Below are 12,740 nucleotides of genomic sequence, written 5' to 3'. Positions count from 1 at the left end.
CGAGGTCGCTGCGCAGAGCTGTCGAGGGGTACAGAAACTGCCGGCGCTAATCGAACGAATCAGGGAGGTCTTCGATGTCGGAGGTTGCGCCGTGGCTTGCCAGTTCGGCTTTTACCACCTGGTAGGCGATGGACTGGTTGTAGCCGCGACGGGCGAGCATACCGACGAGGCGGCGAATCGCTTTGTCGCGGTCGAGGTGTACCGGCATCGAGCGGAGTTTGCGGCGAACCAGTTCGACGGCGCGGGATTCTTCATCGTCCGAGGTGATGGCGTCCAAAGCAGGGGCCGCGTCGGACTGCGCGACGCCCTTATGGCGGAGTTCTCGGGCAAGGGCCTGTTTGCCTTTGCCAGAGAAGGTGTGGCGGGCGTGGACCCACTCTTCGGCGAAGGCGGCATCATTGATGAGGCCGACCTCGGCGAGACGGTCGAGGGCGGCTTCGGTCACCTCGGGTGTGAATCCCTTGGCGGCCAAGCGTTGTGCGAGTTCTGCGCGGCTGCGGGCGCGGACGGCGAGCAGACGCAGACCTGCGTCCTTTGCCTGCTCGACCGTCCCGCCCGGCAGGGTGGGTTCCGACGAGGATCGGCGCGCGCCGGCCTGCCTCGGCTCCGATCGACCCCGCTCGGATCCGGCCGCCACCGGATCCATATCCCATCGGCTTCCTGAACGATCAGAATCGCCCGATGAGGTGACTTTCGCCCGTCCACGCTCGGACGTGGACCCGGCCGAGCGCGCCCGCTGCGGTTCGAGCGCGCTCGACCAGCTTCCTCCTGTGTCCGGATCGGCCGAACCACCTTCAGCCGACCGGAGTCGCCCGAATCCGGGCTCGTGCGGTCGCGATCCAGTGTTGACCGGATCAGCGGAACGGCCGGAAGCGGACAGGAGTTCGTGGAGCCGACGTCGCGTTTCGTTCACCGGGTCGGGCCGCGTCGCATCGGGCGCGGCCGGACCGGAGCGTTGCGGTGTGCGTCGGCCGTTCATCGGATCAGAAATCGGCCGGCACCTCGGCGACCGCATCGGCTGCGGTCACATCTGCGCCGATGCCCAGCTTTTCCTTGATCTTCTTCTCGATCTCGTCGCGGATATCGGTGTTCTCCAGCAAGAACTTGCGGGCATTCTCCTTGCCCTGACCCAGCTGGTCACCGTCGTAGGTGTACCAGGAGCCGGACTTGCGAACGAAGCCGTGCTCGACACCCATGTCGATGAGCGAGCCTTCCTTGCTGATACCGAAGCCGTACAGAATGTCGAACTCGGCCTGCTTGAACGGCGGCGACACCTTGTTCTTGACCACCTTGACGCGGGTGCGGTTGCCCACCGCGTCGCTGCCGTCCTTGAGTGTCTCGATGCGGCGCACATCCAGGCGCACCGAGGCGTAGAACTTCAGCGCCTTACCGCCGGTGGTGGTTTCGGGGGAACCGAACATCACGCCGATCTTCTCGCGCAGCTGGTTGATGAAGATGGCGGTGGTACCCGTGTTGCTCATCGCACCGGTCATCTTGCGCAGCGCCTGGCTCATCAGACGGGCTTGCAAACCGACGTGGCTGTCACCCATCTCGCCCTCGATCTCGGCGCGCGGCACCAGCGCGGCAACCGAGTCGATGACGATGATGTCCAGCGCGCCGGAGCGGACCAGCATGTCGGCGATTTCCAGGGCCTGCTCACCGGTGTCCGGCTGCGAGACGAGCAAGGCGTCAGTATCGACGCCGAGCTTGCGGGCGTACTCCGGATCGAGGGCGTGCTCGGCGTCGATGAAGGCCGCGACACCGCCTGCCGCCTGCGCGTTGGCCACCGCGTGCAACGCGACGGTCGTCTTACCCGAGGATTCCGGGCCGTAGATCTCCACGACACGACCACGCGGCAACCCGCCGATACCGAGGGCCACATCCAGCGCGATGGAACCGGTCGGGATCACCGAGATCGGCTGGCGGGCCTCCTCGCCGAGACGCATGACCGCGCCCTTACCGAAGCTCTTCTCCACCTGAGCCAACGCCATCTCGAGCGCCTTGTCGCGGTCATACGCCTGTGGTGCCATGTCCTGATCCCCTTTTCGCCGGGTATGTCTTCGTTCTTGGTTGGCGCCCACATTAGAGGGCGGCACCGACAAGTTCTGGCGCCAACATTAGACGAACAGATGTTCGAGTCAAGCGACGCGCCCGGTGACACGCGATCCGGCTTCCCCTCCCCTGGCAACCTGCCCGTTAAGCGAGGAAGAGCCGTGACGGGTCCACCGGACATCGATGTGATCCGATCCGAAGTCCGATCACCGCACCAAGGAAATCCGGTCACTTTCCAGCAGCATTCTCCGTCGAGGGCGCCGAGCCGCTGTGTGACATAGCGGTAGAGGTGCGCAGTGCCGTTGCACATGATCGAAACGATCAGATTGGTAGGCCCGGTGGTCGTGGCGACGAATACCGTTTCCAGGTGCGCCGCGATCGCGGCGCCCGTCGCCTCGAGATCGGCGGGCGGGGTGCGCAGCAACAGTGCCGCCCGCACGGCATATCCCATCCGTTCGATCGCGAAGTCGAGGTCGAGGTACAGCACCCCGGATTCGACCAGCCCGGCCATGCGGCGGGCCACTCGCGTTGCCGTCCAGCCGATTTCGGCGGCGATCTGCGCGTACGGCGCGCGGCCGTGCGGCCGAGGATCTGCAGCATCGCCTCGTCCTGCACCGAAAGGTCGACCGGAGTCTCCGGCCCGATCCGGTCGGCCGTCGATCCGCACGGACCGAGTTGACGCAACTGCACGCCGCTGAGCAGGTGGCCGTAATGCGGCCATTCCCGGTCGAGCGGGAACCGATGGATCACCTCGTGTGCGATCAGCCCGGTCACCTGGCTGGCCTGGGGCAGTGTGTGCAGCAACAGTCTGTCGCGGCTGGGCACCGTGTTCCGCGAGGTCACCGACGCCGATCAGCGGATGACACCAGCGCAGTTCGTCGATGGGCTCGACGCGACTCTCCAGATGGCGGCCGTCGTCAGCATCGTGTTCGGGCTGATCGCGTTCGCCCTGTTCCACCGGCAGCACACGGTTGCCGGGGCAGAGCGGGACGATCGCACGGCAGTCGCCGCACGATAACCTGCCGGCACAGAAGGCGTGATCGGGAGCCAACAGCTCGCGATCACGCCTTTCCCGGCATGCGGTCGATCGGGCGGGCGCGATGCAGTGCCGCGATCCGCTCGGCGGCCGTTCCCGGCACGGTCGTGGTGTGCCGCCTGCGATGTCGTCAGCGTCGATAAATGCTGCCGCGCATGAGATTTCGACGCGCAGATGTCGCGCTTCCGCTACTGCTGCGGCTGGACCGAGTCGTCGCCTTCTTTCCGCGGGCCGAAAATGCGGCGATCGGATTCGGCGATGCGGACATCGTTGATGCTCGCCTCGCGGCGCGACATCAGGCCTTCGGGTGTGAACTCCCATTGCTCGTTGCCGTAACTGCGCCACCACTGACCCGACTCGTCGTGCCATTCGTACTGGAAGCGGACCGCGATGCGGTTACCTTCGAAGGCCCACAGGTCCTTGCGCAGCGCATAGCCGTTCTCGACGGACCACTTCCTGGTGAGGAACTCCACGATCGCCGTGCGGCCGGTGAAGAACTCGTCGCGATTGCGCCACACCGAGTCCTCGGTGTAGGCGGCGGCGACACGCTCGGGATCGCGCGTGTTCCAGGCATTTTCGGCGGCACGGACCTTGACCTCGGCGGATTCGCGATCGAAGGGTGGTAGTGGGGGTCGCATGACGACTCCTTCCTCGGGTGTTGACTGCCGTGAGGATCGCGATCCCCCGGAAATGTCCAACTGCCATTCCTTGTTTGATCAGTTAGAACTTAGCTGCATTAGGCAGCCGGGTCAACCTGTAAAATGAATTTATCCGGTTAGAACGGCGGTGGTTGCCTTGGTAGAGCACAAAGGCTCGTTACCCTCAGTCATGCTCGATCCACGCCCCCACCTCGGTGAACCGCTGGCACTCGACCTGTTGAACACGAGGTGGATCGAGAACGGACCACAGGACCTACTGACCGATGCCGCCGGACTGGGCGTCTGGCTCGACTCGGCGGGACTTGCCCACCGTGCGTCTGCGGACCAACGGACGCTGGAAGCGGTACTAGCCGCGCGCACCGCGATCTACGACGTCGTGAAGCACCGCACCGCCTCCGGGCTCAACGATGTGCTCGAACACGGCCGCGTCCGGCGCACCCTCACCGGCAGCGGCCCCACCGACGTCGACGACGTCGCGGACCCCGCCTGGCTCGCCGCCTGGTTGGCCGCCGACAACCTGCTGCGCCTGATCGCCGAAGCCCCCGACCGCATCCGCCAGTGTGCCCACCCCGACTGCGTGCTTTTCTTCTACGACACCTCGAAAAACGGCACCCGGCGCTGGCATTCGATGGCGACCTGCGGAAACCGCGCCAAAGCCGCACGCCACTACGCGAAGAAGGGGTGAGGTCAGAAGAGTTCGTCGAGCAGCCGGTAGTAGTCGAGGCGTCGCCGATCGGGCTCGACCAGGCCGTAGGCGGTAAAGAACGCCCGCACCTCGTCGGCGCCGAAGTCTTCCCGTAGATCACGCTCGGCCAGCGCAAGATCGCGATACCGATCCGCGACACCGAGGTCGCCGACATCTATCAGAATGCCGCCTTCGAGCACGTTGGACGGCGTGAAGTCGCCGTGGGCGACCACGAGATCCCGCTCGTCGGGGCGCTGTGTGCGGAGTCGGTCCAGTATCTGTTCGGGGACCAGATGCTCATGGTCTTCATCGAAGTCCTCGGGATCGATCAAACACTCGAGTACTCGGCGGGCGGCCCGGGTCAACATCGAATCGAGTCGGCCATCGAACGGGCACTCGGCAATCGGGATGCTGTGGAGGCTGCGCAGCACCGCACCCATGAGCGCCCCTACCGTCCTGCCCACGGCCGAGCTGTCGGCCACAGGATATCCGCCGGGAACCCCCTCGCTTCCGGCCGACGCAACGCCCTCGGCCGCGGCATGAGCCCCGCCTTCGGGAATACCGCCCTCTGCCGCTGCACCGATGTCGGCAGCAGCACGCTCGCCGTCCGCCGCGCGCGCGGCGAGACTCGGCACGCCCGCGTCGGCGAGTACCAGTACATCTCCGTCGAACACGGCCACATCAGGCAGTCGAATCCCGTAGTCGCGCAACCAGTTCAGGCGCGCATGCTCGGCCACCGCCAGCGGGCCCCGCTTGACCCAGTACGCGTTGTCGACGAACGAGACCCCGCCGCTGAGCCCTTCGTGATCGTCGGACCAGACCGGTGCGGCACCGAGCAGTGCGGCCACTGCGGGAGGCAGGGCAATGGGCAGCTCGTCCAGGGCGTCCAAGGTCGCGCACGTCGACTCGACCAGCTCGGAATCGGCCTCGGCGCTGCGCAGCGCCAACGCCTCCGCCAACAGTGTGCGCGCTTCGTCGAGCCTGTGCTGTTCGGCAAGCACGGTGCCGAGGTGTTGGAGCGCGAACGACAGCACTTCCGGCACGTCGGTTCGGGCCAGCTCCAGCGTCTGCCGGTAGAGGATTTCAGCGGTCACCGCATCGCCCTGATACCGGTAGACGTCACCGAGGTTGATCAGCACCGCGACCCGCCGTCGCTCGGTGTCGGCACATTGCAATGCCCGGTCGAGATGATCGAGTGCGTCCTCGTATCGCCCGAGCAGCAACAGGTCGATCCCGGTCTGCTGCCATTCGACATAGCCGGTGGGTCGGACCGCCGCCACCCGCGCCGCCAGGTGCTCACGATCGGTGTCGGCCATGTGCAACCGCCCGTCGAAAGGGTAGCCGGGGGCCACAGCTGCGTTCGGGCCGAGCGCAGGACCGCGGGTAGGCTGCGTCTGCCCGCTCGGGTGGCCGGTCACCATCGGCCGCGCGGCACGTCGAAGTCCGCGCACAGCGCCCGCCACACGTCCCGGGGATCAACCCCCGCGTCGATGGCGGCGGCACCGGTCCGACCGCCCAACGACGGGATCACATGGTCGGTGAGCAGGGCATCACCACGGGCCACACCGAACTCGGTGTGCAAGAGCTCCTGAAACTCAGTCAACCGCACCGGGTTCAAGATACTCGCGCCCTCCGATCCGGTGCGCTCCGCCCGCGGGTCCTCGACCCGTGCGCTACTGGGCTCGCACCTCGTCCAACACCGCACGGCAGCGCGCGATCGGGTCGGCGACGGTGGCGGCGCCCGCGGCGGCAGACCGGGCCGCCGCGGTGTAACCAGGGGTGTGCAGCAGGTCGAGAACCGCCGAGCGGACAGCGTCGGCGGTCAGTGGGCGAACCAGGATCGAACTACCTTGGCGGGCGGCGCGATTGGCCAGTTCCCACTGATCGCCGCCACCGGGGATCGTGACGATCGGGACGCCCGCGAGCAGGGATTTGGCCAGCAAGCCATGGCCGCCGCCGCCCACGACGGCGGCCGCGCGGGTGAGTAGTTGGTCTTGGCGACCCAGGCCCGCGGTCACCCATGACGGCAAATCGGTGGGCGGGGAGTCCAGCAGGGAGATCGCGACCCGAACGCCCGCACCGTCGAGCGCCTCCAGCACGGTTTCGACCATGCGTGTGACACCGGTATGCGCCGTCGAGGGCGCGACCATCACCAGCGGTTCGTCGCCGGGCGGCGGTTCGAGGATCGCGCTGGTCGGCTCCCACAGCAGCGGGCCGATCACGTGGGTGTGTTCCGGCCAGTCCGGGCGCGGCACCTCGAGTGCGGGCAGGGTGGCGATGAGCCTGGCGGCCGGGCCCGGGTCGGTGGCGGGCAGCCCAACGCCCTCGCGGGCCTGCTCACGTTGGCGCTGACCGTTGCGAATGGCCCGCGCAGTCAGGGTGCGCAACACTCCGTCGCGCAACCGGCCGCGCATGCCCTCCCCCGGTGCGAGTCCACTCCCGATGGGCGGCAATGCTTTCGACGGCAGATAGAGCGGATGTGGGGAAAGCTCGACCCAGGGCACCCCCAGACGTTCGGCGGCCATGCCACCACCCGCGGTGAGCACATCCGACACCACCAATTCGGGCAGCATGGCGCTCAGATCCGGCAGGATCTCCGTCGAAATGTGTGCGGCCCGTTCATGAATCCGCTGCCCGGCGTCGGCGTCGTCGTCGTCGGCCCGCGGCGCAAGGCCCTTGAGGCGGCGCACCGGAATGCCCGCTTCCCGCGCGACGTCGAACCACCGTGGCCCGGTGAACAACACGGGCTCGTCGCCGGCCGCCAGAAATCGCTCGCACAGTGCCAACGCCGGGAACGCATGACCTGGATCCGGTCCCGCTACTACGGCAACACGCATTCGCCCAGCCTGCCACACCCGCGATCACGCCGAGCGGGCCCGTCGGGCCCCGTGTTCACACAGTTGTCGATCATCGGATGCCGCACCACACGGCATCGCCTGCGACCACGGTCTAGACCATTGAGGCGGGATGGGAGGATGCAGGCGCCGTGTCCACCACGGACGAATTGATGAGCTCGCTGACCGGGTGTCACGATGTCTGGGACATGCCGGACCGCAGGAATGCGCGGAAGTACTGCCCCAGGTCTATCCGAGGATTCGCCGACGCAAGCCGGATCGAATGTCAGCCGCGGAAGTAATAGAGCTCGAAACCGACAGCGTGCGCGGCCGGGAAGCCTTCCTTCGGGCCTGTCGCCATCTCGATGACGGCGCGCACCTGGTCGGCGACCGGCTCGGGGCTGAGGATCTCCAAGTAGCGGCGGTGCTCGGCGAGCGAGGCCGCTGCCTGATCGAGGGTGTCGGTCACGTCGACAGCATGGGTGGCGCTCGGCCCGACTACCGCCGCCCACCGTGGTGACCACGGCGCGAGGCCGGAAAGTTCGGGAAAGATCCACTCGTTGCCTGCATCGGAAAGGGCGTCGAGGCCCGCGCGGCCGACCGCTCGATGGTCGGCACTGTTGGCATAGCCGGGAGCCCAGGTGTCCCCGAAGTTGAACAACACCACCATCTCCGGCCGATGACGCCGGATTGCGGCCGCCAGGTCCCTGCGCAAGGCCAGATTTTCCTCCACGCGACCATCGGGGTGCCCGAGGAACTCGACCTCGTGGACTCCGACAACCTTGGCCGAGGCGATCTCTTCGGCCTCGCGCAGGGGGCCTGCCTCGGCAGGTGGGATGCCGGCCATCCCGGCTTCGCCCGAGGTCACCAGGACATACCTGATGTCCTTTCCTTGGCCGGTCCAGCGGGCCACGGCCGCAGCCGCGCCGTATTCGATGTCATCGGGGTGGGCGACGATCACCAGCCCGCACTGCCAATCCTCCGGAAGCTGTTCCACAGCACACATTCAAGCATTCGAATTGCCGATCCGGCCGCACCCGCTCCGAGTTCCCGGCGCACCGGCCTGCGCCGCCCTACAGCCACTCGCGGCACCGCTGCTGCACCGGCCCCTCGACGGCGCAGCGACCCGAACTACAGCTTGGTGACGGACTTATCCGAGCCCGATACCGCCTTGTACAGCAGGTACAGGCCGAACACCACGGCGCTGATCACCAGGATCGGAAACAGACCTTTGATGAGTGCGCCGATAATCGCCAACGCGATCCAGACGACCGCGACGACACCGATGATCTTCCACAACATTGCCAGCCTCCAACAGGTCTTATGCGTATCGCCGTCCGGCGACCCGACTCCTCGATCCTGGCAGCCCGCTGACAATAAATCACCAGGTCAGCACCGATATCCGGGTGAAGATCAGGGTTCACCCTGACCCTCGGCACACCGTCTGTGCCTGCGGACAACGGGTCGATCACCGTGCCGAGTGAGGCCGAAAACGCTGGTCGCAGGGCAGTGGAGCGGCGCTACAGTCCCTGCGGCGGCAGCTGAGCGCCGATCTGGTGGTCGGCGACCTCGGCGAGAGCCTGCGCCCAGCCGTCGAGACGGTCGGCGGCATGACGCAGATCGGACACGATCAGGTCGAAATCGTGTCGCAGCACAACGGTTTCCGGCACCGCGAGAACGCGCCCGGCGGCGGCGACCACCTGCTCGTACTCCAGAATGCCCGCATCGAGCCGACCGAGCGCGAACTGCACGTTGCCCGAAAGTGCATCTGCCGCATCGGAATTAGTTCCGCCCATCGTGGTGATGGCGCGCTCCATCGCGGTCACATCGGCGGCGAGCGCATGCAGGGCGGCCGCACCCGATCCCGCGGTCTCCAGCATGTCGACCAGTTCGTCGTCGGGCAGTCGCTTCGAGCGCGTGATCTGCCCGACCAATCCGTGCATCGCTCGCTCCGCACGGATCAGCCTGGTGATCGGCGCCCGCGTGGCCGACCACAACGGTGGCTGCTTGGGTGAAACGAATGTCGCCTGTGGCAGTGGCGCATTACGCAATCGCAGATAGCGACGCGCACTCAGCGCGGTCCCGGTCACCAGAGCGACGGCTCCCCCACCCACGACAACGACTGCCCAGGCAGGCGCGGCGATGATGACGAGCCCGACGGTGCCCGCGGTGGTGAGACCGGACACCGTCCCGAGCTGGAAGCTGCGGCGGCGGGCCCTGCGCCGCTTACGCAGCTCCCGTTCCCTCGGATCCGCCCAGCGGCGGACCGCGACCAACGCGTGCTGGCCGACCTCGCGCAGATTGTCGGGAAGACTTCCCGGCTGGGGCACGATCGCGGACTGTGCGCGCACCACAGCACGACGTCCCGACCGCACGACGCTCGCTTCGGCCCGGACCGGCTGTTCCCGGATTCGCTTGCGGCTCACGGCTTCCCTCCCACCGGTGGTGCGGGCCGGTCGACACCGAGCCCGAGCAGCGCCCGAGTGTTGCGCTCCACCGAGAGCGGATGCACCGAAGGAGCCTTCACCGAACCAGTCCTCGCCGAACCTCCGGCAGCGTAGTTTCCAGCGACCGGCAGCAGTCGCCGGTCGCTACTGCTGCGCGGTCTGGCCCTTGTTCATCTGCGGCTGCGCCGGATTGGCCTGGGTCTGACCCGGGGTGATGGCGGGCGTGCCTGTGCTACCCGTGGGCAGTGCATCGCCACGCATGGATGCGCGGATCTGCTCGAGCTTGCTGTGTCCTGCCATCTGAATGCTGGCCTGTTGCACCTCGAGCATCCGGCCCTGCACCGAGTTCTGCGCGAGCTCCGCGGAACCGAGCGCGTTGGCGTAGCGGCGCTCGATCTTGTCGCGCACCGCGTCCAAGCTGGGGGTAGAGCCCGGCGCGGACAGCGTGGAGTCCATTTGCTGCAGCGAGGCGGAAACCTGCTCCTGCATCTTGGCCTGCTCGAGCTGGCTGAGCAGCTTGGTGCGCTCGGCCACCTTCTGCTGCAACATCATCGCGTTCTGCTCGACGGCCTTCTTGGCCTGCGCGGCCGCCTGCAGCGACTGGTCGTGCAGCACCTTGAGGTCCTCGACGGACTGCTCTGCGGTCACCAGCTGCGCGGCAAAGGCCTCGGCCGCGTTGGTGTACTGAATGGCCTTCTCGGTGTCGTTGGCGGCCGCGGCCTGGTCGGCGAGCAGAACAGCCTGGCGCGCATTGGCGTTGAGCTTCTCGACCTCATCGAGCTGGCGGTTGAGCTTCATCTCCAGCTGACGCTGATTGCCGATGACCGACGCAGCCTGCTGCGACAGGGCCTGATGCTGGCGCTGGGCTTCCTCGATGGCCTGCTGAATCTGGACCTTCGGATCCGCATGCTCCTCGATCTTCGAATCGAAGAGGGCCATCAGGTATTTCCAGCCCTTCACGAACGGATTAGCCATCGATTGATCCCGCCTCCATCTGATGCGCCGCGCTTTACCGCGACTCTAGTGCGCGACCGTCACGCACCCGATATGTGCCTATCCTCCACCATGTGGGCACCTGACCGGGAGAACCCGGCCTTTCCGACGCCTAGGGAGAATCTATCGGTTCCCGGCACCGGTCCGCAGCGTTGCCCGGGGCTGCCACCACTCGTTCTGCGTCAATTGCTCTTCACCAGGACCAGCATGTCGGATTTCGGCGCCGGAATGACGATCCGGGTGTCCTCCGCGATGTGCGGCAGGCGGACCTTCGATGCGGCACCGGACACCGACATCGTGGCCGTCGCGGGCTCGGCGCCGGTCTCGGCGGGCTCGGTGGCGGCCGTGTGCTCCGCCTCGGCCGCGGGGGTGGTGGCGGGCTCGCGGGCGGGAAGTCCGTCGGTCCCTGCCATGATCGTGCTCACATCCCATAGCACCCGCGACAGTGGCACATCCAGGGCGGCGCAGATGGCGGCGAGCAGTTCGCTGGATGCCTCCTTGCGGCCGCGCTCGACCTCGGACAGGTAGCCCAGGCTCACCCGCGCCGAGGTGGACACCTCACGCAAGGTCCGACTCTGGGCGAGACGAGCACGCCGCAGACTGTCGCCGATCGCCTCTCGCAGCAGCGTCATCTCGTTCTCCTTCGCTCACTGACAGCGGGCCACGCGCGGCGCCTACAAGCACTGCGCATGCCGTTCTTTCTGGCACAACGTCGGACACGGTCCGGTTGGTTCCCGCGGAGCGAACTTCGATTCGCCTCGCGCTCACTACGCCGAAACCGAGGTTTCTCCAGCCGTTACGTATCGCAGTAACTCCCGGATGGCCGTGTGTGTTGCGCCAATCCTGATAGTCCACCGGTCACCGAGGAGTTTCAACCGGACGACCTCGGTATGGCCTGGACCAGCAAGTCCGAGGAAGACAGTGCCGACGGGATGCCCGTCCTGAGAGTCCGGTCCCGCGACCCCGGTCAGCCCGACGCCCCAGTCCGCGCCACATCGGATCCGGGCGCCGACAGCCATCTGCTCGGCGGTGCTCGCAGCAACCGGACCCTCCGTTGCGAGTACTTCGTCGCTGACGCCCGCGAGGCTGTGTTTGAGATCAGTGGCGTACACCACCAACCCGCCGCGCAGCACCACGCTTGCGCCGGGCACGCCTGCGATGGCCGCCGCGAGCAGGCCCGCCGTCAAGGATTCCGCCGTAGCCACGGTCTGTCCGGCCGCGCCGAGTGCGTGCACCAGGTCGGCGGCGGGCACGTCGGCGATCAGCGGATCCGTCATGCCCCGCGAGTCCGTCCAGGTGTGCCCGCGAACCACACCCTAGCGGCTTGCCCGATGTAATCGAGGCCCGTGACGACCGTCAGCGCGACCGCCACGTACATCAAGGCCATCCCCGCGGTAGCGAGTCCGCCTGCCAACGGCAACAGCAGCACCGCGATCGCGACCGATTGCACAAGAGTCTTGAGTTTGCCGCCGCGACCTGCCGGGATCACGCCGCGGCGCACCACAGCCAACCGCAACAGAGTGACCCCGACCTCACGACCACAGATCACGAGGGTGATCCACCACGCCAGATCGCCGAGAACGGAAAGACCGATCACCGCGGACCCGATGAGCGCCTTGTCGGCGATCGGGTCGGCGAGCTTGCCGAAGTCGGTGACCAATCCATATTTGCGGGCCAATTGCCCGTCGAAGCGATCGGTGATCGCGGCCAGACCGAACAGCGCGGCTGCCCCGATCCGCCAGCCGGTCTGATGCCCGCCCGCCGCGAACAGCGCAAGCACGAAAAGCGGCACCAGTGCGATCCGCATCATGGTGAGCACATTCGCGATATTCATCAGCGGAACGGCGGGCTCGGCCGGTGTCGGCACGAACCCGGAATGGATCGGAGCGGGCTCGGTCCACTGGCGGTCGATCTCGTCGGGCTGCACGCTCATGCCTCCGCCTCGGTGGGCGGCCTCATGGCCGCCTCTCCATCCGGTCGCGCTGCTCGGCGCGATGCGGTGAGCGGAGCGATCGGATGTGCGGCACACCTTCA

15 protein-coding genes are annotated in these 12,740 nt (G+C 67.0%); 2 read left to right on the top strand and 13 right to left on the bottom strand.

The genetic code is table 11. The features are described from left to right. Nucleotides 1-46: 46 nt before the first annotated feature. Nucleotides 47-646 carry a recombination regulator RecX gene (recX, locus tag AB0M74_RS30925; protein WP_366529832.1) on the bottom strand — a complete coding sequence of 200 codons (600 nt, stop codon included), beginning with the start codon at nucleotides 644-646 and terminating at the stop codon, nucleotides 47-49. Between the two features lie 337 nt (nucleotides 647-983). Continuing rightward, nucleotides 984-2,030: a recombinase RecA gene (gene recA, locus AB0M74_RS30920; RefSeq protein ID WP_328403677.1), complete on the bottom strand. Its 1,047-nt coding sequence runs from the start codon at nucleotides 2,028-2,030 to the stop codon at nucleotides 984-986. Between the two features lie 815 nt (nucleotides 2,031-2,845). Between recA and AB0M74_RS30915 the strand changes: the two genes are divergently transcribed. Continuing rightward, the gene (locus tag AB0M74_RS30915; protein WP_366529831.1) at nucleotides 2,846-3,070 is read left to right on the top strand and encodes a hypothetical protein; all 225 of its coding nucleotides are present in this window, start codon (nucleotides 2,846-2,848) and stop codon (nucleotides 3,068-3,070) included. Between the two features lie 206 nt (nucleotides 3,071-3,276). Here AB0M74_RS30915 and AB0M74_RS30910 read toward each other — a convergent pair whose 3' ends face one another. Then, a complete protein-coding gene (locus AB0M74_RS30910; protein WP_366529830.1) occupies nucleotides 3,277-3,726 on the bottom strand; it encodes a nuclear transport factor 2 family protein in 450 nt (149 codons plus the stop codon). Between the two features lie 190 nt (nucleotides 3,727-3,916). Here AB0M74_RS30910 and AB0M74_RS30905 point away from each other — a divergent pair, with 190 nt between their 5' ends. Beyond that, nucleotides 3,917-4,432 (top strand): CGNR zinc finger domain-containing protein, encoded by a 516-nt coding sequence (locus AB0M74_RS30905; protein WP_366529829.1) that lies wholly within the window; start codon nucleotides 3,917-3,919, stop codon nucleotides 4,430-4,432. 2 nt (nucleotides 4,433-4,434) lie between these two features. Here AB0M74_RS30905 and AB0M74_RS30900 read toward each other — a convergent pair whose 3' ends face one another. From AB0M74_RS30900 to pgsA, 10 genes are all read right to left on the bottom strand, one after another. Further along, nucleotides 4,435-5,748, bottom strand: a complete 1,314-nt coding sequence (locus tag AB0M74_RS30900; RefSeq protein ID WP_366529828.1) for a phosphotransferase — start codon at nucleotides 5,746-5,748, stop codon at nucleotides 4,435-4,437. Between the two features lie 98 nt (nucleotides 5,749-5,846). After that, entirely contained in the window at nucleotides 5,847-6,041 is a 195-nt protein-coding gene (locus AB0M74_RS30895) for a DUF3046 domain-containing protein (protein WP_366529827.1), read from the bottom strand. 64 nt (nucleotides 6,042-6,105) lie between these two features. Continuing rightward, complete coding sequence (locus AB0M74_RS30890) at nucleotides 6,106-7,269, bottom strand: nucleotide disphospho-sugar-binding domain-containing protein (protein ID WP_366529826.1); 1,164 nt, start codon at nucleotides 7,267-7,269, stop codon at nucleotides 6,106-6,108. Between the two features lie 283 nt (nucleotides 7,270-7,552). Further along, nucleotides 7,553-8,263 (bottom strand): PIG-L deacetylase family protein, encoded by a 711-nt coding sequence (locus AB0M74_RS30885; protein WP_366529825.1) that lies wholly within the window; start codon nucleotides 8,261-8,263, stop codon nucleotides 7,553-7,555. Between the two features lie 134 nt (nucleotides 8,264-8,397). After that, nucleotides 8,398-8,568, bottom strand: coding sequence for a hypothetical protein (locus AB0M74_RS30880; RefSeq protein ID WP_328403695.1), 171 nt, complete (start codon nucleotides 8,566-8,568; stop codon nucleotides 8,398-8,400). Nucleotides 8,569-8,786: 218 nt separating this feature from the next. After that, nucleotides 8,787-9,692: a hypothetical protein gene (locus AB0M74_RS30875; protein WP_366529824.1), complete on the bottom strand. Its 906-nt coding sequence runs from the start codon at nucleotides 9,690-9,692 to the stop codon at nucleotides 8,787-8,789. A 165-nt stretch (nucleotides 9,693-9,857) separates the two neighbouring features. After that, the gene (pspA, locus tag AB0M74_RS30870) at nucleotides 9,858-10,688 is read right to left on the bottom strand and encodes a phage shock protein PspA (RefSeq protein WP_366529823.1); all 831 of its coding nucleotides are present in this window, start codon (nucleotides 10,686-10,688) and stop codon (nucleotides 9,858-9,860) included. A 200-nt stretch (nucleotides 10,689-10,888) separates the two neighbouring features. Then, nucleotides 10,889-11,338: a helix-turn-helix transcriptional regulator gene (locus AB0M74_RS30865; protein WP_366529822.1), complete on the bottom strand. Its 450-nt coding sequence runs from the start codon at nucleotides 11,336-11,338 to the stop codon at nucleotides 10,889-10,891. A gap of 135 nt (nucleotides 11,339-11,473) precedes the next feature. Beyond that, nucleotides 11,474-11,983, bottom strand: coding sequence for a CinA family protein (locus AB0M74_RS30860; protein ID WP_366529821.1), 510 nt, complete (start codon nucleotides 11,981-11,983; stop codon nucleotides 11,474-11,476). Next, on the bottom strand, nucleotides 11,980-12,639 hold the full coding sequence (gene pgsA / locus AB0M74_RS30855) for a CDP-diacylglycerol--glycerol-3-phosphate 3-phosphatidyltransferase (protein ID WP_366529820.1): 660 nt from the start codon (nucleotides 12,637-12,639) through the stop codon (nucleotides 11,980-11,982). The genes AB0M74_RS30860 and pgsA overlap by 4 nt, the downstream gene beginning before the upstream one ends. Between the last annotated feature and the right edge of the window lie 101 nt (nucleotides 12,640-12,740).

This window comes from Nocardia sp. NPDC051463 (assembly GCF_040681975.1).
Taxonomy (GTDB): domain Bacteria; phylum Actinomycetota; class Actinomycetes; order Mycobacteriales; family Mycobacteriaceae; genus Nocardia.
This window is presented reverse-complemented; position numbering and strand designations above follow the sequence as displayed.